Raw genomic sequence first — 21,692 nt, forward strand, 5'->3', positions numbered from 1 at the left:
ACATTCGATACATCCGAAACAAAGCGTAATGAAATTAGCAAATTCCGACGACGCCGAAGCTCTGGGTCATCTGACGAAGCTATGTTGTCCGCCATGACGCGTACCCCCGAGGGCGATCACCCCTCTCGCCCCCTGACCGGCAAGGTCGTCGTAGTGACCGGCGCCGCCCGGGGCCAAGGCGCCGCCGAGGCCGAGGCCCTCGCGCGGGCCGGCGCCGAGGTGATCGCCACTGATGTCCGTCCCGAAGGCGGTTGTCGGCGTCTTGACGTCGCCGGCGAGGGCGATTGGGCCGAGCTCGCCGCCGAACTTCGTGAGACGTACGGGCAGATTCACGGGCTGGTCAACAACGCCGGCGTCATTCATCGGGCCCGGCTCGGGGAAGTGAGCCCGGAGGACTTCGGGCGGGTGCATGCGGTGAACACCGTCGGGCCGGTGCTGGGCATCCGGTACCTCTCGCCGCTGATGCCGCGGGGCTCGTCCATCGTGAACGTGGGGTCGTCCACCGCGTACACGGGCTACTACCCGGTGGCCTACACCGCCAGCAAGTGGGCGCTGAGGGGCGTGTCGAAGGTCGCGGCCACGGAGTTGGGGCCGCGGGGGATCCGGGTCAACACCGTGCACCCCGGCTACATCGAGACGGAGATGACGGCCGCCGCGACCCCGGCCTTCCGTGAGACGACCATCCGGGAGACGCCTCTCGGTCGCAGCGGCACCGTCGACGACGTCGCACCCCTGATCGTCTTCCTGCTCTCCGACGCGTCCTCCTTCATCACGGGAGCGGAGATCCCCGTCGACGGGGGTTTCAGCGCGCACGGCGGCGTCAAGTCCATCTCGGACGCGCTGCGGCCCGACGGACCGAGCGTCGACTGAGCCGAGACCGGGACCGGGACCGGTCCCTGAGCCCGAGCCCGGGCTGTGCCTGAGCCCTGGTGGCGGGGCGGGTCGGTTCTTTACGCCCCCGCCCCGTGGCACCCCTCATAAGCCGCCCCCGACCCGCACCAGCACCCAGCCCCCCGCTCCGGAGGCCAGCCGACCGCCCGGCCCCGTGCCGCCAGCGTCGTCGCGTACTGGGGCAGCAGGTCCGCGTCGCCCGGGGAGGTCGCCTCCGAGGCCGCGAAGGCCTCGTACGACGGGACCGTGCCCGTGACGATGCCGAGGTTGCCCGTCCCCGAGGCCGACAGTTCCCTCAGTGAGGCCTCTATCGTCGCGAGGTGGGTCTCGTGGGAGGGGTACTCCGCCTCCAGCGTCGGGTAGGCGGTCACCAGCTCGGTCAGTTCGCCCGCCGGCCAGTGCAGGACCGCCACCGGGAACGGGCGGGACAGGGCCTCCCGGTAGGCGCCCAGCTCGGCGCGGAGGCGGGAGATCTCGGCCTCCAGTTCCGCCGGGTTGTCCGAGCCCAGGGACCAGACACGCTTCGGGTCGTGGAGCTCGTCCAGGGAGACGGGCAGCGAGTGGAGGGTGTCCGCCAACAGGTCCCACTCGTCGTGGGCCACGCCCAGCATCCTGCGGACCCGGTGGCGGCCGAACAGCAGCGCATGTGACGCGTGCGGGGGTTCCGGCGCGTCCGCCAGGAGCAGGCTGACGCCCTCGGTGAACGTCTTCTGCGCCGCTTCCAGCTCGTCGTGTGATTCCAGGGACTCCGCGACGATCACCCAGGGGGCCGGATCGCGGGGGGCCGCGGCGCGGATGCCGTCGATGATCGCTCGGGCCTCGGCCTCGTGGCCGTACTCCCACAGGTTGGAGGCCTTCAGGGCGCGGACCAGGTGGGGGCTGTCCAACCCGACCGGGGCCGACAGCAGACGGTCGTAGAGGGTCGTCGCGGCGGGGCGGTCGCCGGCCAGTTCCAGATGGGCCGCGGCCTGCAACAGCAGGGCTTCCGCGTCCTCGGGATACAGGCCGGCGGTCCGCTCCAGGCGTGCCGCTTCGGCGGTGTGGTCGACGTTCTCGGCAGGCGTGTCGGGGCGCATGGGGGACACCGTAGCGCCGCCCGGTGACGAAAGAGAGGTATCTGCAGGCCAGAGGCCCATATCACCTCACGGCCACTACTCGATCATCTCGATCATCTCGATCGTCCAGCTCGATGGTCCAGCGCCCGATCGTCTAGATCGTCACTCCGTCCACCTGGAGCGTCTGCACCGCGCCCGCCGCGAACGGGACGCTGATCGTCTTGCCGTTCAGGCTGATGTCCGAGTGGGACGTGTAGAGGTCGCCGGAGCCGTTCGTCACCGTGTTCCAGCGGGGGACCAGGCCACCCGATCCGCCGCTGACCGTCGTGAAGCGGGACAGGTCGAAGGTCAGGGTCTGGGCCGAGGTCGACGTGTTCGCCGCGACGATCACCAGGCGCTTCGCCGTCTTGTCGATCGCCGCCGCCGCGTAGCTCACGCCCGTGTCGAGGATCGTCATGCCGGGGCGGATGTGACGGCTGAACTGGGCCATCACGTAGTACTTCGTCGTGACCGCGCCGGCCGCCAGCGTGCTCGGGTCGTACGCGATCATCGCCCAGCCCGAGGACGGGTCCATGACCTGCCAGTAGACCCACGCCGTCGGGTGCAGCCAGCGGAAGTCGTAGAGCAGGTTGCTCGCCATCGTGAGGCCGGTGCCGTCCTTGTCACCGGTCTCGGAGTTCCACAGGGCCTTGCCGGCCGTCGTCACGACGTCCGTGTAGAGCAGGTCGCGGCGGCCGCCCGAGCCCTGGTAGCCGTGGACGTTGACCCGGTTCACGTACCCCTTCGTCGTCGACGAGAACGAGTTCCACGTCGTACGCGCCAGGTCGTAGTTGGTCTCGTCGCTCGCCGAGATCTTCGTCCCCGTCAGGCCGCGCTTGTCCAACTCGCTGCGCATGTACGGTAGTACGGCCGACTGGACGGTCGAGTCCATGTGGCAGCCCTCCTGCGTGCCGGTCGCCGTCCACCAGGACGACGACGGCTCGTTGAAGGGGTCGACCGTCGCGAAGTTCACGCCCCAGTTGTTCTTGGCGTACAACGCCACCGCCGCGAGGTGCGACGCGTGCTGGCGGTAGTTCCAGGACTGGAGGTTGTTGCCGCCGTCCGAGGCGCCCGAGGGGTTGTGGTTCAGGCACATCCACCACATGGGGGAGTTGGCGAAGAGCTCCGTCGTGGCGCCCCGCGAAGTCGCCTTCTGCAGCATCGCGCGCTGGTTGGCGTCCGCCGTCCAGTCCCAGGCCGAGGACGTCGGGTCCTCGTTGTTCCAGTCCTGCCAGTAGCCCTCGATCTGCTTGAACCCGGGGATGTTGGCGGAGGCCGCCATCGACGCGCTGCCCACGGTGTTCCAGCTGCACGCGCCCAGGTTGTAGCGGGCGATGTTGAGGCCGAGGCCGGGGAGGGTCCTGCCGTTGTAGGACACCGACTTGGTCGTGAAGAAGATGTCGGCGAAGTCGTCCCGGGCGCCGAAGACGTTCGCCCACCAGGCCAGGGAGGTGCCCCAGCCCTCCCACGTGCCGTACGTCGTCGACGGATTGACGGAAATCGTCGCGTCGGCATGGGCGGTGCCCGTCGCGAGGGCGCCTCCGAAGAGCGCGCCGCCGGTGGCGGCCAGCAGTGTCCTGCGTCGGATCATGACTACTCCGCTCAAAGTCGTGGCCGGTCCCGTTCGGCCGACACGAAGCATCAGGTGTGACGCACGGGGTTGTCGAGAGTTCTGACGAGCCTTTTTCAAACCTGTAGAGAAAGGGCGCGGAGGGGGTCGGCGGGGCGAACGGGACAGGTCCGCGTATGTATGCCTCTGGAGTCCTTGTCCCCCACCCCTTATGGTGCCCGGCGTGCGGATTCCCCTCGTGCAGCACAGCACCCGGCGACGGCGCGCCCGGTATCGGCGGGTGCTCTGGAGCGGTGCCGAACTGCTCGTCACCGCCGGGGTGTTGGTCCTGCTCCTCGTCGTGCACCAGCTGTGGTGGACCAACCGGGAGGCGAAGGACGGCGCCGAGAGGAGAGTGGAGGCGTTGGAGCGGGAGTGGGGGGCCGCCGACGACTCCGACGCCACCGACGACGTCATCGACGACGCCGATGACAGTGGCTCCGGCGCCGACGACGGCTCGGGTCGCGCGCCCGCTCACGCACCCGCGCAGTCCGGTGACGGCGCCGGGAACGGGTCGTCGTCCGCCGTCACCCCCCGCTCCTCCCAGGCCTACGCCGTCCTCCGCATCCCCCGCCTCGACCTCCGGGTCCCCGTCGCCGAGGGGACCAGCAAGCAGCACGTGCTCAACAAGGGGTACGTCGGCCACTACACCGGCACCCAACAGCCGGGCCAGAACGGGAACTTCGCGGTCGCCGGGCACCGCAACACCCACGGTGAGCCGTTCCGGTACCTCAACCACCTCAAGAAGGGCGACAAGGTGCAGGTGGAGACCCGCAACGCGACCTACACCTACACCGTCGACAAGATCCTGCCGCAGACCTCACCCCGCGACTCGGGCGTCATCCGGCCCGTGCCCCGCTCCCTCACCAAGCCCGCCTACGGCTACGACGCCCCCGGCCGCTACCTCACCCTCACCACCTGCACCCCCGAGTACACCTCGCGCTACCGGCTGGTGGTCTGGGGCGAACTGACCTCCACGAAGCCGAAATCCTAGGCGCACGACGGCTCACGACGGCTCACGACCGCTGCTCCAGCGCCTCCCGTACGGCGGTCAGGATGGTTTCGGTTCCGGCGCCCAGGGCGCGGGCCGCCGAGGTGAAGTCGCGGGCCAGGGTGGCGAGCCGGTCGGCGTCGGGGTGCTGGGGTTCGGCGGGGAGAGCCGCGACCCGGGTGCCCGCGCCCCGGCGGGTGCGGATCAGCTCGGCGGCCTCCAGCTCACGGTAGGCGCGGGCCACCGTGCCCGGCGCCAGACCCAGGTCGGCGGCCAACTGCCGTACGGTCGGCAGCCGTTCACCCTCCACCAGTCGGCCGGTGACGATGAACGAGGCCAGCTGGGCGCGGATCTGCTCGTACGGGGGCACCTGGCTGGTGGTGTCGACGCGGACGGCGGGTTCACTCATCGTCCACGGCCCGGGGCGCGACGATCGTGAACAGGGACCAGCCGAGGGCGAACAGGCTCAGCAGGCCCAGGGGGTAGATCACCAGGGCCGTGACGTTGCCCAGCATTCCGGCGCACTTCGAGTAGAACAGCACCCTGGCGATCATCCCGACGACGAGCAGCAGCTGGCTGGAGACCAGCAGTCCCCAGGCTCCGATGATCGCCCAACTGCGGTCGTGGCGCTGCTGGTTGTCCCCGGGGCGGTGGGCGATGCGGCGCAGGGACCAGACGCAGGCGGCGGTGCCGAGGGTGAGGGAGACGAGGACCGGGGCGGCGTAGTAGAGGCCGGGCCACGGCCCGAGGTGCCTGGTCACGGTGGAGCAGGTGACGGCGAGGGTGCGACCCGTCCGGCCGGCCTTGTCGGGGGAGGCCGCGGCGACCCCGATCGTCAGCAGGACGACGATGCAGGCCGTCTGGAGGACGAGCAGCGGGGCCATGCGGGGCGGTACGTGGTCCCGGACCCGGCGCGGGGCGAGGACGGCGGTGCGGACCGCTTCCAGCGGGGCGGGGGTGAGGGAGTCGCCGAGCAGGACCCCGCCGACCGCGCACAGGCCGAAAGCCGTGACGGCGGAGACGAAGGGCATGGCCATGTCGTCGCTGTCCATGGTGGCCAGCGCCTGCGCGACCACGGCGCCCAACGCCAGCCCGGCCCAGCGGGCGCAGAGATCGGCGCGGGCCAGGAGTCTTTCGGGCGAGACGGTGTCGAGCATGTCGAGCCCCCCGGTGAGTCATGCGAGCGATGAGAGTGACGCTTGTATCAAGCGGTGAGTACAAGATGCCGTCGACCAGACCTTGTGTCAAACACTTGGTACAAGCCGGAAGTCGCCGCCTCCGAGGCAACGCGGAATCGCACCTGAGGTATAAACGAAGGGAGATCCAGGGAGCTGCAAGGAGTTCCAGGGAGTTCCAGGGAGCTCCAAGGAGAGCCAGGGAGTTCCAGGGAGAGCCAAGAGGATCCGTACCGAAGGTCCGGTGGAGAAAGGGGGGAAGCAGCGTGATCCGCAGTCGGTTCACCGCGCGCTCCGTGCCGCTTCTGCTCCTCCTCGTGCTCGACGTCCTCCTCCTCGACGCCGGCAGCCTCTCCGCCGCCGTCGCGCTCGCCGCGACCGCCGCGGCCGGTTCCGCGCTCGCCGTCTGCACGCTCCTCGCCGCGCGCAGCGCCCCCGCCGTCCCGCCCACCCGGGTGCGTACGGCCATCAGGGACCGGGCCCGCCGTACGGCCTTCCTGCCGCAACGCGACCCCGACGCCTCCGGCCGGCCCCGCCCCAGGGCGCCCGGCCACGCCCTCCCGACGACCGTCGCGTAGGGCCTCACCTTCGACATCGAGACCCCGCGCGGGTCGTCCTGCCGCCATGCCCGGAACACCCCGGCACCCATCCCGGCACGACGAGACCCCCCGGAGGGCTCCTCACTCATGTCCGCGCTCATGTCCGCACTCATGTCCGCCTTCGCCGACCTGGTCGGCCACCTCGCCGACCTGCTCCACCCGCTGTTCGGCGCATCCGCCGCGGCCGCCGCGATCGTCCTGTTCACAGCACTCGTACGACTCCTCGTGCACCCCCTCTCCCGGGCGGCCGCCCGCGGTCAGAAGGCCCGGACGGCGCTCCAGCCGAAGGTCGCCGAACTGCGTAGGAAGCATGCGAAGGACCCCGAGCGGCTCCAGAAGGCCGTGCTGGAACTGCACGCCGAGGAAAAGGTGTCACCGCTGTCCGGCTGTCTGCCCAGCCTGCTGCAGCTGCCCGCCTTCTTCGTGCTCTACCACCTCTTCTCCAGCTCCTCGATCGGCGGCGCGGGCAACGAGCTGCTCGACCACCGGCTGCTGGCGGCGCCCCTCGGCGACCGCTGGAGCGACGCGCTCGCCGGGACCGGGCTCGTCGGCGGGGCCGGGCTGGTCTACCTCGTGCTGTTCGCCCTCGTCGCCGCCGTCGCCTCCTTCAACTACGTGCGCGCCAAGCGGATGCCGCTGCCCGAGACCGGCGGTCAGGACGTGCCCGGGGTCGGCGCCCTCACCAAGGTGATGCCGTTCATGTCCTTCTTCACCCTGATCACCGTGGCGGTCGTGCCGCTGGCCGCCGCGCTGTACGTGATCACCAGCTCGACCTGGAGCGCCGTCGAGCGAGCCGTCCTGTACCGGTGACGTGACGGTCCAGTACGTGAACCGGGTATTGCGGAGCGGACGCCCAGCTTGGAGGATCGACCAGTCATCCGATGGCTGCACCCGTCGGTGGACGCTCCGCGATCTAGGAAGACGGTGACGGACCATGAAGCTGCTGCGAGTCGGTACGGCGGGCGCGGAGCGCCCCGCCCTGCTCGGAGCCGACGACACGCTGCGCGACCTGTCGGGTGTCGTGGACGACGTCGACGGCGCGCTGCTCGCCGACGACGAGGCCCTCGGCCGGGTCCGGGCCGCCGCCGACTCCGGCGAGCTGCCCGTCCTGGACCCGGCCGGGCTGCGGATCGGGCCGCCGCTGGCCCGGATCGGCAAGATCGTGTGCATCGGGCTGAACTACCACGACCACGCCCGGGAGACGGGGGCCGAGCCGCCCGCCGAGCCCGTCATCTTCTTCAAGGCGGCGGACACGGTCGTGGGGCCGTACGACACCGTGCTCGTGCCCCGTGGCTCCGCCAAGACCGACTGGGAGGTGGAGCTGGCGGTCGTCATCGGGCGCACGGCGCGCTACCTGGGGTCGGCGGATGAAGGGCTCGCGCATGTCGCGGGGTACGCCGTCGCGCACGACGTGTCCGAGCGGGAGTTCCAGATCGAGCGCGGCGGGACCTGGGACAAGGGGAAGAACTGCGAGACGTTCAACCCGCTGGGGCCCTGGCTGGTGACGGCGGACGACGTGCCCGACCCGCAGGAGCTGTCCCTGAAACTGTGGGTCAACGGGGAGCTGAAGCAGGACGGGACGACGGCCGAGCAGATCTTTCCCGTGGGGGAGGTCGTGCGGTACGTCAGCCAGTTCATGACGCTGTACCCCGGCGACGTCATCAACACCGGGACGCCGGCGGGGGTGGCGCTGGGCGCGCCCGAGCCGAAGCCGTTCCTGCGGGCCGGGGACGTGGTGGAGCTGGAGATCTCCGGGTTGGGCAGGCAGCGCCAGGAGTTCAAGGACGCGTGACGCTCCGCTTCGGGGGCGCGGGCGACTGCGTCCGCGCCCCCGGAGGCGTCGCGCCTACAGGTACTTTTCCAGGAACTGTTCCAGTGCCTCCACCACGAAGCGGTGGTCCTCCAGCTGGGGGAGGCCGGACACCGTCACCGCGCCCACGATGCCCACGCCCTCCACGTTGATGGGGAAGGAGCCGCCGTGGGCCGCGTAGACGTCGGGGTCCAGGCGGGAGGACTCCTCGAACGTCGTGCCCTTGGCGCGGTGGCGGGCGCCCACCAGGTAGGAGGACGCGCCGAAGCGTTCCACCACCCGGCGTTTGCGGGCGATCCAGGCGTCGTTGTCGGGGGTCGAGCCGGGCAGGGCAGCGTGGAAGAGCTGCTGGCCGGCGCGGTGGATGTCGACGGCGACCGGCGCCTGGCGCTCGCGGGCCAGCTCCACCAGCAGTGAGCCGAGCGCCCACGCGTCGTCGTTCGTGAACTGGCGGAAGACCAGCCGCCGTTCCTGACCCTGGAGCTCCTCCAGGGTCGGGGTGATCTCCGGGGTGAACTTCGGGGTGATCTCGTGGGTGCCCATTACAGCGTCACCGCCACCTTGTCTCGTGCCGAACGGCGGGCCGCCTCCAGGACGTCGAGGGCGGCGGCCGCCTCGACGGCGGTCACCGGGCCCGGGCCGCCGTCGATCAGTGCCTTGGCCACCGCAGCGTAGTAGGCCGGGTAGTCGCCGGGGAGGGTCCGTACGGGTCGTCCGCCGCCGGTCAGCGGCGACTCTCCGGCGCCGAGGCGGCCCCACAGCTCCTCGGGCTCTGTGCCCCAGCCCGCGTCCGCCGTCCCGCCGGGGCGCTCGCCGTCCTTCAGCGCCGCCTCCTGCGGATCCAGGCCGTACTTCACATAGCCCGCCTTCGAGCCCAGCACCCGGAAGCGCGGGCCGAGCTGGGCGGTCGTCGCGGAGACGTAGAGGTGGGAGCGGACGCCGTTCGCGTGCGTCAGCGCGATGAACGTGTCGTCGTCGGTCTCCGCGCCCGGACGGCGGACGTCCGTCTCGGCGTAGACGGAGACCACCGGGCCGAACAGGACCAGCGCCTGGTCGACGACGTGACTGCCGAGGTCGTAGAGGAGACCTCCGATCTCTGCCGGGTCGCCGGACTCCCGCCAGCCGCCCTTCGGCAGCGGCCGCCACCGCTCGAACCGGGACTCGAAGCGCCAGACGTCGCCCAGTTCGCCGTCGGCGAGGAGTCCTCGCAGGGTCAGGAAGTCGTTGTCCCAGCGGCGGTTCTGGAAGACGGACAGGAGCAGGCCGCGCTCCTCGGCGAGGGCGGCCAGCTCGCGGGCCTCGGCCGCGGCGCCGGCGACCGGCTTGTCGACGACGACCGGCAGACCGGCCTTCAGGACGGCCGTCGCGAGCGGCACGTGCGTCTTGTTCGGGGACGCGATGACGACCAGGTCCAGCTCGCCGGCGCGGGCCAGCAGGTCGTCGGGGGTGGCTGCGACGCGTACGTCCGGGAACTCGGCGCGGGCCTGCTCCTGCCGCTCGGCGTTCGAGGTGACCACGGTGTCGAGGACGAGGCCCTCGGTCGCGGCGATCAGCGGGGCGTGGAAGACGGAGCCTGCGAGGCCGTAGCCGATCAGGCCCACGCGGAGAGGAGTACCTGTCATGGCACCCACTTTCGCAACGCTGTTGCCAAAGTGCAAGCAGAGGGGAGAATGGGGGCGTGAACAGGACGGACGGCGGCGGTCGCGCCCCAGGCGCAGGGGTGAACCTACTGGCTCTGCGCAGCCACAACACCGCGCTCGTGCTCGACCTGCTGCGCACGGCCGGGCCGGACGGCATCAGCCGGCTCGAACTCGCCGAGCGCACCGGGCTCACCCCGCAGGCGGTCAGCAAGATCACCGCCCGGCTGCGGGAGGACGGGCTGGCGGCGGAGGCGGGCCACCGCGCCTCGACCGGCGGCAAGCCGCGCACCGTCCTGCGCCTGGTCCCCGACGCCGCCCACGCGGTCGGCGTCCACCTGGACCGGGACGAACTGAGGGTGGTCCTCGCCGACCTCGACGGCCGGGTGGTGGGGGACCGCTGCGTCCCCCTGTCACTGGGCGCGGGAGCGGAAGCGGTGCTGGCGGCGGTGGCACGGGAGGTAGGGGAGGTCGTCGGAGATTTCGTGCGGGGCGGGTCCGGGGGCGTTGTGCGGGGCGGGCCTGAGGGTGTTGTGCGGGGCGGGCCTGAGGGTGTCGTGCCGGGCGGGTCTGAGGGTGTTGTGCGGGGCGGGCCTGGGGATGTTGTGCGGGGCGGGTCCGGGGGTGTTGTGCGGGGCGGGTCCGAGGGTGTCGTGCGGGGCGGGCCTGAGGGTGTTGTGCGGGGCGGGCCTGAGGGTGTTGTGCGGGGCGGGCCTGAGGGTGTTGTGCGGGGCGGGGCCGGGGATGTCGTGCGGGGTGGGCCTGAGGGCGTCGTGCGGGGCGGGTCCGGGGATGTCGTGCGGGGTGGGCCCGAGGGCGTCGTGCGGGGCGGGTCCGGGGATGTCGTGCGGGGTGGGCCCGAGGATGTCGTGCCGGGCGGGCCTGAGGGTCTCGTGGCGGGCGGGGCCGGGGGGGCCGGCGCCGCCCCTTTCGCATCCGCTCCGGAGCGCGGGGCCGCGTTCGCCGACGCCGCGGCCGCCGTGGGGCGGGAACAGCGTCTTGCGCTGCGTACCCTCCTCGGGGTCGGCGTGGCTCTTCCCGGTCCTCTTGATCATGCCCGTGGCGTGCTGCACCGGGTCACCGGGTTTCCCGAGTGGGACGGGTTTCCGTTGCGGGACGTGCTCGCGGCGCGGCTCGGGGCGCCGGTGGTCGTCGACAAGGACACCAACGCGGCCGCGCTCGGCCTCGCCGTCGGCGGCGAGCCCGGCTCCTTCGCCTGCCTCCACCTCGGGACGGGCCTCGGCGCCGGCCTGGTGATCGGCGGGACCGTCCACCGGGGCGCCCGCACCGGCGCGGGGGAGTTCGGACACCAGGTCATCCAGCTGGACGGGCCGCCCTGCACCTGCGGCAACCGGGGCTGCGTCGAGGCGCTGTGCCTGGCGGCCATCGGGCGAGGGGACGCGGCCGAGGCGGCACGCGTACTCGGCGAGGCCGCCGCGAACCTGGCCGGACTGCTCGACATCGACGCCGTGCTGCTGGGCGGCCGTACGATCGCGGCCGACCCGGAGCCGTTCGTCCACGGCGTCGCCGCCGTCCTGGACGCCCGCGCCCGGCGCGAGGGAGTCCCGGAGGGCGCCGTACCGGTACGCCTCGCTCCCGGCGGCGCCCGCGGCGTCGCGGAGGGCGCGGCCCAACTGCTGCTGGCACCGGTGTTCGGCCGGGGCGACGGCTGAACCCCCTGCCCTCGCCTCCTTCGGCTCAGCCCCTCCGCCGAACGAGGGGATTCGTACGGTCGTGCGGTGTGCCGTCGCTTCTCGCGCCGCTCCTTCGTACAGGCTCACGTGTTCATGCGACTGTGCCCGCCTGTCTCCCTCTGCCTCGCCGTGGCCGCCGCCTTCCTCCCCGCGTCCGCGCACGCGGAAGAGGGCCCGAGCTGCGCGGGCGCCGACACCGGTGACTTCCCCCTCACCACCCGCCTCCGCGGCGGCCCCGCCTCCTACCGGGCCGGGGGCGGATTCGGCACCTGGTACCTCGACCTCACCAACACCACCCGCAGTGCCTGCGAGGGGGTCCACCCGGTCGTCGTCCTGGTCGACGCCCGACGCTCCCTGAAGCCGTCCCAGCCGCACCTGGAGTTCTACGCCGGCGGACAGCCGCACCCGGTCCGCTTCGTGCCCACGGAAGACGACGAACTGGTCGGGGCGTTCACCGACGAGCACGCCGACGAACACGCCGAGGAAGCCGACGACTTCCCCGGCTTCACCGTCGGCCCCGGCCGCACCCTCACCGTCAAGCTGCGCCTCGCGCTCAGCTCGGACGCCGTCCGGAACACCGTCACCGCCAACGCGGCCGTCGTCCAGCGTCACGGCGACGACGGCGACTGGATCGGACAGTCGAACGACTACCGCTTCGCCGTCGAGTCCGACGCCCCCGCCGAAAGCGATACCAACACCGACTCCGACTCCGACTCCGACACCGGCATCGAGGCCGGCACCGCCCCCGACTCGGACGCTCTCACTTCCGCCCCCACGCCCACCTCCGTCCCCACCTCCGTCCCGACCTCCGTCCCGACCTCCCTCCCGACTCCCCTCCCCACCCCCGACGCCTCCGCCACGGACTCCGGCAACCTCTCCCTCGCCGACGAGGCCGCCGAGCTCGCCCGCACCGGTCTCACCTCGCCCGCCGTCCTCGCCGCCGTCACCGCCTGCTTCCTCGCCGCCGGAGCGGCCCTGCTGCTGGCCCGCCGGCCGGCCCGCCGAGCAGCGCGCCGACGCCGTTGACGCGGGGGCTCATCCCAGCCAGTGGACGCCCGGAAACCGGCCATTCCCTCAAGATCGGGCCTGTGGCTAGGCTGGGGCGGCGTACGCAGCAACCGCGGACGCAGCAACCGCGTACCCGCGCAGCAACCGCGTACATGCGTACGGCAGGGAGATCCCGCACATGGCAGACCGCAAGCCCATCGAGTCGTGGCTCACCGACATGGACGGTGTGCTCATCCACGAGGGCGTGCCGATCCCCGGCGCCGACGCCTTCCTGAAGAAGCTGCGCGAGTCCGGCAAGCCGTTCCTGGTCCTCACCAACAACTCGATCTACACCCCGCGCGACCTGCACGCCCGCCTCCAGCGCATGGGCCTGGACGTGCCGATCGACAACATCTGGACCTCCGCGCTGGCCACCGCCCAGTTCCTCGGCGACCAGCGGCCCGACGGCACGGCGTACGTCATCGGCGAGGCGGGGCTGACCACCGCGCTGCACGACATCGGCTACATCCTCACCGACCACGAGCCCGACTACGTCGTCCTCGGCGAGACCCGCACCTACTCCTTCGAGGCGATGACGAAGGCCGTCCGGCTCATCAACGACGGCGCCCGTTTCATCTGCACCAACCCGGACGAGACCGGCCCCTCCGCCGAGGGCGCGCTCCCGGCCACCGGCGCCGTCGCCGCGCTGATCACCAAGGCGACCGGCAAGACCCCGTACTTCGCGGGCAAGCCCAACCCGCTGATGATGCGCACCGGGCTGAACGCCATCGGCGCCCACTCCGAGACCAGCGCGATGATCGGCGACCGCATGGACACCGACGTGCTCGCCGGCATGGAGGCCGGGATGCAGACCTTCCTCGTGCTCACCGGCCTGACCCGGCCCGAGCAGGTCGAGAACTTCCCGTACCGTCCGTCGAAGGTCGTGGACTCGATCGCGGACCTCGTCGACCGCGTCTGAAACCCGCACCACTGCGGAACCCACCCGTACGGAGCAGCGAGGACCCGCCTGCGGATGCGCATCGGGTCCGAGCGGGGGACTCTCCAGACAGCTGGAGGTTCACGATGGGCTCACTGAAAATCACTCTCTGTGCGGGTGTCGCGGTCGCCGCCGCGGTGCTCGTCCCCACGGCGTACGCCTCGGGCGGAGGCGTTCAGGACAGTGGCGGCGGAGGGGGCAGGAGCGGGAGCGTCTCCGTGACGCCGTCCACGCCCTCGCCCGGCGCCGACGTCACGCTGCAGGTCAGCGGCTGCGGCGGCAGAGCCGCCACCGCGGCCTCGGACGCCTTCGTCGCGGACGCCCGACTCGTCACCGCCGTCACCGCCGGCACCGGTGGCGCCGGAGGCGCGCTCGTCGGCGACACCCGGGTCCGCTCCTCGCTGGCGCCCGGCGCCTACGACGTGCGGATCACCTGCGTCGACTCCCAGGTGACGGCCCGGATCGAGGTCGCCGCGTCGTTGCCGTCGCAACGGTCGGCGACGCCCGCCACGACCCCCGTCGCCCCTGTCACCCCCGTGGCCCCCGTCCGGGCGGGCGGCGGTGGCGCCGCCCCGCTCCGTCCGCTCGCCGCCGTCGGCGAGGCGCGGGCGGACGGTCGCGGTCCCGGCACCGCGCAGACGGTCATCGGGCTGGTGCTCGCGGGCGTCGCCGCGACCGTCGTCGCGTTCCGCGGGATGCGCAGCAGACGCGGGGCGGAATGAGCGATGTCCGACGGCGAACGCTCTTCCGGTCGCTTCCTCACCGGCCTGACCTGGGCGGTGCTGCTGCTCGGGCTGTGGCTGTGGGGGAGTGAGGTGACCGACGTACGGCACGGGATATCCGCCCCCGCGACGGGCGACATCGCCGCGGTGGGACGTCCGCCGGACGCCGAACTCCCGCCCGCGGCAAAGCCGTTGGGGCAGGCGCTGCCGCAGCGCGTCGACATCCCCGAACTGGGCGTCCAGGCCCCGGTCGTCGCGCGCGGCCTCGACGCCCGGGGGGCCGTCGACCCGCCGCCCTTCGACCAGGCGGGCGTCGTCGGCTGGTACGCCGGCGGCGCGAAACCCGGGGCCAAGGGCACCGCCCTGCTGGTCGGGCACGTCGACACGGAGACCCGGCCCGCCGTCTTCTACCGGCTCAGCACCCTCAAGGCCGGCGAGCGGGTCCGGGTCGTCCGGGACGACGGCAAGGTCGCCGAGTTCACCGTCGACGACGTCGCGGTCGTCCAGCGCGACCACTTCGACGCCCGACAGGCCTACGGCCCCCGCCAGTCGGGCCGCGCCGAACTGCGCCTGATCACCTGCGGCGGCGCCTTCGACCGGGCGACCCGCACCTACACGGCCAACGTGATCGTGTCGGCGTACCTGACCGGCATCGCCGTCTGAGGCGATGTGCACGTGAGGTGACGTTGCGACAGGTGACGTGGCGTCACCCGGCCCGGTCGGCGGTCCGCTCCCCCGGAAACCGCCGACCGAGCCGGTCCTCGACCGCGCGCGCTCGGGTTGCGGGAGTGACCCGGCGACCGGCGCGGGAGGCTGTGAGGTTCACCTACCCCGTTGACGGCCGTAAAGACCGCTTTCCGGCGCTCTCGTGGGCAGTGCGGGTCTTATGTCAGGATTGAGACCGGGGTAGGCCGGTGCGGGAGTCCATGCGGAAGTCCATGCGGAAGCCGGTGCGCAAGTCCGTGCACCCAAGGGGGAGTTGGATGTACGTCAGGAGGGGGGCCGCGTTCCTGCTGGGCGCGGTGCTGCTGCTCACCGCATGCTCGTCGGGCGGCGGCGGTGGCGGCGACGGCAAGGCCGAAAGGCCCACGAGCGGACCCATGAACCGGCCACCGGGCGAGTCGGCGAGCGTGCCCGCCGTCACCCAACAGCCCAAGGAGGCCGACCCGTTCTGGGTCAACCCGGACGGCTCGGCGGCCCGTCAGGCGGCTGCCTACGAGAAGGCCGGCGAGAAGGACGAGGCCGCCGCGGTCCGGGAGATCGCCGAGCAGCCGACTGGCCAGTGGCTCGGCCCGGAGAACCCGGAACAGGAGGCCCGCGGCTTCACCGAGGCCGCCGACCGGGCGGGCCGCACCCCGCTCCTCGTCCTCTACAACATCCCGCACCGCGACTGCGGCCAGTACTCCCAGGGCGGCGCGGCCGACGGCGCCGCCTACCGCGCCTGGGTCGCCGCGGTGGCCCGGGGCATCGCCGACCGCCCGGCGATCGTCGTCCTCGAACCCGACGCCCTCCTGCACCTGGTCGACGGCTGCACCCCTGCCGCCTTCCACGAGGAGCGATACGACCTCCTCGACGACGCCGTCACCGCCCTCAAGTCCCTGAAGAACACCAGGGTCTACCTGGACGCGGGCAACGCCGGCTGGGGTCACCCCGACCAGATCCACGAGCCCCTCCGGCGTGCGGGCGTGGCCCGCGCCGACGGTTTCGCCGTCAACGTCTCCAACTTCTACTCCACCGAGGACTCCATCGCGTACGGCAAGCAGCTCTCGGCGCAGACGGGCGGCAAGCACTTCGTCGTCGACACCAGCCGCAACGGCAACGGCCCGTACGAGGAGGGCGACCCGGCGGAGCGCTGGTGCAACCCGCCGGGCCGCGCCCTGGGCCCCACCCCGACGACCCGGACGGCGGACCCCCTGGTCGACGCCTACCTGTGGGTGAAGCGCCCGGGGGAGTCGGACGGCGAGTGCAAGGGCGGCCCCAAGGCGGGGGACTGGTGGCCGACGTACGCCCTGCGACTGGCCCGCGGCTGACCGTACGCGCGGGCTCGGCCGCTGGGGCGCTCGGGTGCTGGGGTGCTGGGGCGCTCGGGCCTCAGACGACCGCGTCGATCCTCAGACGACCGCGTCCATCTTCAGACGACCGCGTCGATCAGCAGCTTCGCGGCCACGGCGGCCCCGTCGGTGCGGATCACGGCGGCCACGGCGGTCGCTCGTGCGCGGGTCTCGGGCGTGAGGGCCGTCCTGAGCGAGGCCGACAGGGACTCCACGGTCGGCGTCGGACCGTCGTGCGCCGCGCCGATGCCCAGCTCGGCGATCCGGCCGGCCCAGTACGGCTGGTCCGCTCCCTGCGGAACGATCACCTGGGGTGCGCCGGCCCGGGCGGCCGTCGTCGTGGTGCCCGCGCCGCCGTGGTGTACGACGGCCGCCACCCGGCCGAACAGCGCCTGGTGGTTGGCCTCGCCGACGACGAAACAGTCGTCCTTGTCGTCGATCAGGCCCAGGCCCGCCCAGCCGCGCCCGACGAGGACGCGGCGGCCCTGCGCGCGGACCGCCTCGACGGCCTCCCGTGCGGTGTCCTGCGAGACGCCGCGCATGCTGCCGAAGCCGATGAACACCGGTGGTGCGCCGGCGTCGAGGAACGCCGACAGCTCGTCCGCCAAAGGGCGTTCGTCCGGCAAAATCCACGCACCGGTGTGGACGACGTCGAGCTCCGAGGTCTGAGGCCACGGGCTCAGGGTCGGGTCCGCCGCCAGCCACGGTCGGTCGGTGAGCATGAAGGTGCGGACGTCGTCCACGGGTGGCAGACCGATCGAGGCCCGGTGGGCGTTGAGCGCCGGACCGTGCAGCGTGTTGAAGGTCTGGGCGTTCAGCTCCCACAGCGCCCGGTTGTCGGCCCCCTCCGGCGGGAGCGACTGGCCCGGCAGCAGCGCCGCAGGTGGAGCGTGGTGCGCCGAGGGCAGGATGAACGGGCAGAAGGTCGCGTACAGGTAGGGGATGCCGACCTTCTCGGCCGCCGACCGCGAGGCGAAATGCGCGAGACCGGTCGCCAGGAGGGCGTCACATCCCTCGGCCGCCGCCGCGATCGGGTCGAACATCGCGGCCAGTTGGGACACGCGCCGGTCGGCCTCAGCCGCCGACGCCGGCCGCACCATCGATCTCATCGGCGGGCCGACCGGAACCAGCGGCACCCCGGCGCCGGCCAGCAACTCCACGAACTCCTCGTCGGGCGGCGCGCACATCCGCACCTCCGCGCCGAGCTCCCGCAATCGCACCGCGAGTCCCACCAGCGGCTCGACGTCCCCGCGCGACCCGTACGTCGACAACAGCACACGCACTTGGTGACTCCCCTTGTTCCGCAGAAACCGGCTTCGGCCGGTGATTCTGCGGCACGACGGGGGCCTTGCCGCAAGGCCCCCGGTGCGCTATACGTTGGCTACGGCACCTTCACCCACCGCGCCTCGCTGGGAACCCCACGGCTGTCGTCGGCGAACAGCATGTACCAGCCGCTCGGCACCAGATTCCGGTTCGCCGGCACGGTGACCCGTACCTTATTTCCCGTGACGGTGAATTCCGCCGCCACCGACCGCTGATCCACGTCCGTCACATGCGTGGACGCACTCGGCCGGACCAGCCGTACCTTCCGCAGGGACGAAGCGTCCGCCGACGTGAACACCCCGGACGCGCCGCGGGCCATGCTCTTCGGCCCGCCGGAGAACTCCGGCCGCTTTCCCCGATACAGATAGGGCGGCGAGTAGATCTCGATCCGCTGCTCGAACTTCCCGGGTTTCGTGTTCGCCGCGTCCCCGTACAGCGAGTCGGAGCCGAAGAACATCACCCGGCCGTCGGGCAACAGCAGCGACCCGGAATGGTAGTTGCGGCCCACCAGCGGATCGGCGACCCGCTCGAACGAATTGCTTTCAGGGTGATAGAGACGGGCCTGCAGAATGTCGGAGTTGCCCCGTCCCCGGTAGTCCTCCGAGCCGCCGGACACCAGCACGCTGTCGTCGGGGAGCACGGAAACCTGCGGATACCGTGTTCCCTTCTCCAGCGCGGGACCGTCCACGAAACGCGGGCTCTCGTCGAGCAGGTCGACGAGTCGGGTCCGCGCACTGGAGCGCGGCGACTCCCCGACGCCCCCGCCGCCGACGACCATGTACCGCTCGTCCTGCGCGGGCGGCAGCAGCACGGTCGCCGAGGTCTCCATCAGGTCCGGGTCGCCCAGGCCCGGCAGCCTGGTGAAGCCGTTGCCGGTCACGTCCCAGATCCCGGGATCCCGCCCCACGTCCGCGGGCCCGTACCCCGCGTTGGATCCGGAGTAGAAAATCTTTCCGTCCTGCATCAGGAACAGCGCGGGATACGTGGGAAACTGCCGGACCTTCTTCGTGTACGTCCATTTCCGGGTGGCCGGATCGAACACCTCGTTCTTGCCCGGCACCAACTGCCCGATGTCGTCGAGCCCGGAGACGCTGAGGATCTTCCCGTCGCTCAGGGTCGTGAGCGTCGGATACCAGCGGGCCTCGTTCATCGGATCGACCTTGATGTACTTCTCGGCGACCGGGTCGAACTCGTAGGCGTCCCGGATTCCCTGGAAGTCCTTCTTGTCGAGGGCGAGTTTCTGCGCGATGCCGTAGGTGTTGCGCGCGTCGACGCCGTTCAGTCCCCGGATCCGGTAGTTGTCCTGAGTGCCGGTCTCGTACGTCGTCCCCGACTTCTGCGCCTCGACGTAGATCCGGCCGAGGCCCGGATCGTTGCGCAGGAACTTCCCGGTCTTCTTGTCGAAGACCTTCGTCGCGCGCGGCACGAGGACCGGGTCCTTCGACACGAACGTCTTGCGGTTCTCGCGCCCGGTGAACGCGGTCCCCGCCGGCAGGGTGATCGGTCTGTCCGGGTTCTCGTTGTGGACGATCATCAGCCCGCCGGCCTTGGTGACGTCCCCCTTCAGCTTCTCGTACCGTTTCGTCCCGCCCGCGATGAGGACGGAGCCGTTCGCGAGCTGGGTGTGGCCGGTGCAGAACAGGTCCTCGGGGGTGGGCACCTTCTTCACCGTGCCCTTCGCCGGGTCCCAGATCCGGGTGTCGAACCTCTTCGCGTCGAAGTTGTCCTGGTTGTTGCCGGAGCCCGCGACCAGCAGCACCTTCCCGGTGTGCAGGAGCACCGCGTGGATGGTGTCCTGGCGGTACTCCTTCGGGAACTCGACGATCTGCCAGTGGCCGTTGGCCGCCTTGTACTCGGGCCTGTTGATCGCGTACTGGTGGTATTGCTGGGTCCCGAAGCGGTAGACCCACGGCCCGTTCATCCCGGCCAGCACGACGACGACCGCCGTGGTGATCGCGAACCTGCGGGCACGCCGATGGACGACGAAACGGTCGACCCCGTCCCTCATTCCTCACGTCCCCCCAGTCCCCCCAGGCCGCCTGGTCCCCCCGGTCCGCCCACGGGGACCTCCCAGACGGTCTCGACCGCGGGAACCGTGCCCTGCGCCGGCACCCGTTCGCCGCCCCGCGCCTCCTGCGGCGGCCCTGCCTTCGCCTCCCGCGCCTCAGCGTCCCGCGCCTTCGCCGTCCGCAGCCTCGCCTCCCGCACCTTCGCCTCCCGTACGACCACCCGCCACGCCACGATCGGCGAGGCGGTGACCAGCAGCGCGAACGAGGCCCAGACGATCATCGCGGGCTGGGCGTGCCCGAACACGAACCCGGCGACGATGGACGCGGCGAAGACCAGCACGAAGAAGAGATGGATCCGGAAGGTCCCGAACAGCGTGTCCGGGCTGGCGGAGTCCCCCTTCGGCGTCACCACGAACCTGCTCCTGCGCCGCAGTACGGCGTCCATGAGCGAGCGGGCGTACACCGGCGCCGACAGCGCCGACATGGCCATGCCGGCCACCCCGCCCGACCCCTCCGGCTCGTGCGGGGAGACGTTGTGCCGCCGGTTCCACAGGTACAGGCCGATCTGCAGCGCCGAGGCGTTGCCGTACAGCATCAGCCACACCGCCGGGTCGATGTTCACGCCCGAGGCGCCCAGGCCCAGGAACAGCGCACAGCTCAGTGCGGCCAGGATCCAGTTGAGGGCCGACATCGGGTAGAAGACGATCATCATCGTGTAGTTGAAGAGCTTGCCCGGCGGCATGCTGAAGAAGCCCTTCCAGTACTGCTTGAGGATCGTCTCGTAGGTGCCGCGGGACCAGCGCAGCTGCTGGGTGAAGAAGTCGGTCCAGGCGGCCGGTCCCTCGCCGACGGCGAGCACGTCCGGGGTGTAGACCGACCGCCACCTGCGTCCCGTGGCCGGATTGCGGGTGCGGTGGATCTCGAAGCCGGTGGCCATGTCCTCGGTGATCGAGTCGTAGAGCCCGCCGATCTGCTTCAGCGCGCTGATCCGCACGGCGTTGGAGGTGCCCACGAACATCGGGGCGCCGTAGCGGTTGCCGGCCCGCTGGATCAGGGCGTGGAAGAGGAACTGCTGGGACTCCGCGGCCTTGGTGACGAACGTGTCGTAGTTGCCGTAGACCTGCGGTCCGATGACGAAGCCGACGTCCGGGTCGCGGAAGTAGCCCAGCATCCGCTCCAGGTAGTTGGGCAGCGGTACGTGGTCGGTGTCGACGGAGGCGAAGTAGTCGTAGGCGTCGCCGTGGGCCTCCAGCCAGGCGTTGTAGTTGCCGTGCTTGGTCTTCGCGCGGTGCGGGCCCGACGGCCGGTTCCAGCGCTCGACGCCCTTGCGGCTGAAGTGGTGCACGCCCAGGCGCGCGCAGACCTCCTTCACCTCGGGATCGTCGCCCTCGTCGAGCAGCCAGACGTGCAGCAGGCCCCGGTGGCGCAGCCGGACGGCGGCCTGAAGGGTCTTCGTCACCATCTCCAGGGGCTCCTTGCCGGGCACGAAGGAGGTGAGGAAGGCGACGCGGGTGCCGGTCTCGGGCACCACCGGGACGGGGTCGCGGGCCACCAGGGTGGCGTGCGCGTTCGACAGCACGTTCAGACAGCGGAAGAACTCGATCAGGCCGATCGACACCAGCATCACGATGTCGAGGGCGGGCAGGTAACCGTGGGCCGGGTGGTCGCGCTCGGTCCAGTGTGCCGGCCTCAGCAGCCACACCAGCAGCACTGCCGACAGCAGCGGCGCCGCGCAGAGCATCAGCGCGGCCCGGACCCGGTGCGGCTCCTGGGCCAGCAGCGAGCGGTAGCGGACGGTGTACGGTCTGCCCGGCTCCGGCTGGGTGAGGGGCCCCGCCAGTCGGCTGTAGTGCTCGTAGTCGTACTTCGGCAGAGACCTTCTGAGGCGGCGGTAGGTCAGCGTGCCGCCGGAACGTCCGGAATGGTGGTGCGCAGGCACCGTCATGAATCATCCCCCCACACGCGGCTCGCACCGCGTGTAAATCCCCCCAACTGCCGCGAATCCGCAGCATCTTGAGATCCAGGGTTCTATGGGGTTCAGCATGATCGCAAGATGCGAAACGCTCTGTTTACCGGTCATACGGGCGCAATGTGGCGCATGTG

Annotated in this window: 20 protein-coding genes and 1 pseudogene; 12 read left to right on the top strand and 9 right to left on the bottom strand. The window is 71.4% G+C overall.

Going from position 1 to position 21,692, the window contains the following annotated elements; genetic code table 11:
* Positions 1 to 93: 93 nt before the first annotated feature.
* Positions 94 to 870, top strand: coding sequence for an SDR family NAD(P)-dependent oxidoreductase (locus ACIBAF_RS36740; protein WP_399468913.1), 777 nt, complete (start codon positions 94 to 96; stop codon positions 868 to 870).
* Between the two features lie 80 nt (positions 871 to 950).
* On the opposite strand, the gene ACIBAF_RS36745 is transcribed toward ACIBAF_RS36740, so the two are convergent.
* A complete protein-coding gene (locus ACIBAF_RS36745) occupies positions 951 to 1,967 on the bottom strand; it encodes a hypothetical protein (RefSeq protein ID WP_399468915.1) in 1,017 nt (338 codons plus the stop codon).
* A gap of 133 nt (positions 1,968 to 2,100) precedes the next feature.
* Positions 2,101 to 3,576 carry a beta-1,6-galactanase gene (locus ACIBAF_RS36750; protein WP_399468917.1) on the bottom strand — a complete coding sequence of 492 codons (1,476 nt, stop codon included), beginning with the start codon at positions 3,574 to 3,576 and terminating at the stop codon, positions 2,101 to 2,103.
* Between the two features lie 202 nt (positions 3,577 to 3,778).
* On the opposite strand from ACIBAF_RS36750, the gene ACIBAF_RS36755 reads away from it, so the two are divergent.
* Entirely contained in the window at positions 3,779 to 4,588 is an 810-nt protein-coding gene (locus ACIBAF_RS36755) for a class E sortase (protein ID WP_399468919.1), read from the top strand.
* A 22-nt stretch (positions 4,589 to 4,610) separates the two neighbouring features.
* On the opposite strand, the gene ACIBAF_RS36760 is transcribed toward ACIBAF_RS36755, so the two are convergent.
* Entirely contained in the window at positions 4,611 to 4,994 is a 384-nt protein-coding gene (locus ACIBAF_RS36760) for a GntR family transcriptional regulator (RefSeq protein WP_399468921.1), read from the bottom strand.
* Complete coding sequence (locus ACIBAF_RS36765) at positions 4,987 to 5,742, bottom strand: hypothetical protein (RefSeq protein WP_399468923.1); 756 nt, start codon at positions 5,740 to 5,742, stop codon at positions 4,987 to 4,989. The genes ACIBAF_RS36760 and ACIBAF_RS36765 overlap by 8 nt, the downstream gene beginning before the upstream one ends.
* 284 nt (positions 5,743 to 6,026) lie before the next feature.
* Between ACIBAF_RS36765 and ACIBAF_RS36770 the strand changes: the two genes are divergently transcribed.
* The 3 genes from ACIBAF_RS36770 to ACIBAF_RS36780 all read left to right on the top strand — a co-directional run bounded on the left by ACIBAF_RS36770 (position 6,027) and on the right by ACIBAF_RS36780 (position 8,151).
* Positions 6,027 to 6,338 (top strand): DUF6412 domain-containing protein, encoded by a 312-nt coding sequence (locus ACIBAF_RS36770; protein ID WP_399468925.1) that lies wholly within the window; start codon positions 6,027 to 6,029, stop codon positions 6,336 to 6,338.
* Positions 6,339 to 6,470: 132 nt separating this feature from the next.
* Positions 6,471 to 7,169, top strand: a complete 699-nt coding sequence (locus tag ACIBAF_RS36775; RefSeq protein ID WP_399469020.1) for a YidC/Oxa1 family membrane protein insertase — start codon at positions 6,471 to 6,473, stop codon at positions 7,167 to 7,169.
* A 124-nt stretch (positions 7,170 to 7,293) separates the two neighbouring features.
* Complete coding sequence (locus tag ACIBAF_RS36780) at positions 7,294 to 8,151, top strand: fumarylacetoacetate hydrolase family protein (RefSeq protein WP_399468927.1); 858 nt, start codon at positions 7,294 to 7,296, stop codon at positions 8,149 to 8,151.
* A 54-nt stretch (positions 8,152 to 8,205) separates the two neighbouring features.
* Here ACIBAF_RS36780 and ACIBAF_RS36785 read toward each other — a convergent pair whose 3' ends face one another.
* A complete protein-coding gene (locus tag ACIBAF_RS36785) occupies positions 8,206 to 8,712 on the bottom strand; it encodes a heme-degrading domain-containing protein (RefSeq protein WP_399468929.1) in 507 nt (168 codons plus the stop codon).
* Positions 8,712 to 9,791, bottom strand: coding sequence for a Gfo/Idh/MocA family oxidoreductase (locus tag ACIBAF_RS36790; RefSeq protein WP_399468931.1), 1,080 nt, complete (start codon positions 9,789 to 9,791; stop codon positions 8,712 to 8,714). Before ACIBAF_RS36790 ends, ACIBAF_RS36785 begins: the two co-directional genes overlap by 1 nt.
* Positions 9,792 to 9,928: 137 nt before the next feature.
* On the opposite strand from ACIBAF_RS36790, the pseudogene ACIBAF_RS36795 reads away from it, so the two are divergent.
* The 7 genes and pseudogenes from ACIBAF_RS36795 to ACIBAF_RS36825 form a co-directional block, all read left to right on the top strand.
* A pseudogene (locus ACIBAF_RS36795) lies at positions 9,929 to 10,039 on the top strand (winged helix-turn-helix transcriptional regulator); the annotation flags it as partial.
* A gap of 324 nt (positions 10,040 to 10,363) precedes the next feature.
* Positions 10,364 to 11,479, top strand: a complete 1,116-nt coding sequence (locus tag ACIBAF_RS36800; RefSeq protein WP_399469022.1) for an ROK family protein — start codon at positions 10,364 to 10,366, stop codon at positions 11,477 to 11,479.
* Between the two features lie 114 nt (positions 11,480 to 11,593).
* On the top strand, positions 11,594 to 12,526 hold the full coding sequence (locus tag ACIBAF_RS36805) for a hypothetical protein (protein ID WP_399468933.1): 933 nt from the start codon (positions 11,594 to 11,596) through the stop codon (positions 12,524 to 12,526).
* A 160-nt stretch (positions 12,527 to 12,686) separates the two neighbouring features.
* Positions 12,687 to 13,466 (top strand): HAD-IIA family hydrolase, encoded by a 780-nt coding sequence (locus ACIBAF_RS36810; protein WP_079662019.1) that lies wholly within the window; start codon positions 12,687 to 12,689, stop codon positions 13,464 to 13,466.
* Between the two features lie 104 nt (positions 13,467 to 13,570).
* Complete coding sequence (locus tag ACIBAF_RS36815) at positions 13,571 to 14,206, top strand: hypothetical protein (RefSeq protein ID WP_399468936.1); 636 nt, start codon at positions 13,571 to 13,573, stop codon at positions 14,204 to 14,206.
* A 3-nt stretch (positions 14,207 to 14,209) separates the two neighbouring features.
* On the top strand, positions 14,210 to 14,869 hold the full coding sequence (locus ACIBAF_RS36820) for a class F sortase (RefSeq protein ID WP_399468938.1): 660 nt from the start codon (positions 14,210 to 14,212) through the stop codon (positions 14,867 to 14,869).
* 320 nt (positions 14,870 to 15,189) lie between these two features.
* Complete coding sequence (locus ACIBAF_RS36825) at positions 15,190 to 16,236, top strand: glycoside hydrolase family 6 protein (protein WP_399468940.1); 1,047 nt, start codon at positions 15,190 to 15,192, stop codon at positions 16,234 to 16,236.
* 101 nt (positions 16,237 to 16,337) lie between these two features.
* Here ACIBAF_RS36825 and ACIBAF_RS36830 read toward each other — a convergent pair whose 3' ends face one another.
* From ACIBAF_RS36830 to ACIBAF_RS36840, 3 genes are all read right to left on the bottom strand, one after another.
* The gene (locus ACIBAF_RS36830) at positions 16,338 to 17,540 is read right to left on the bottom strand and encodes a glycosyltransferase (RefSeq protein WP_399468942.1); all 1,203 of its coding nucleotides are present in this window, start codon (positions 17,538 to 17,540) and stop codon (positions 16,338 to 16,340) included.
* A 98-nt stretch (positions 17,541 to 17,638) separates the two neighbouring features.
* Complete coding sequence (locus ACIBAF_RS36835) at positions 17,639 to 19,588, bottom strand: galactose oxidase-like domain-containing protein (protein ID WP_399468944.1); 1,950 nt, start codon at positions 19,586 to 19,588, stop codon at positions 17,639 to 17,641.
* The gene (locus tag ACIBAF_RS36840; protein WP_399468946.1) at positions 19,585 to 21,534 is read right to left on the bottom strand and encodes a glycosyltransferase family 2 protein; all 1,950 of its coding nucleotides are present in this window, start codon (positions 21,532 to 21,534) and stop codon (positions 19,585 to 19,587) included. The genes ACIBAF_RS36835 and ACIBAF_RS36840 overlap by 4 nt, the downstream gene beginning before the upstream one ends.
* Between the last annotated feature and the right edge of the window lie 158 nt (positions 21,535 to 21,692).

The sequence above is a fragment of the Streptomyces sp. NPDC051677 genome, from assembly GCF_044453465.1.
Lineage (GTDB): Bacteria > Actinomycetota > Actinomycetes > Streptomycetales > Streptomycetaceae > Streptomyces.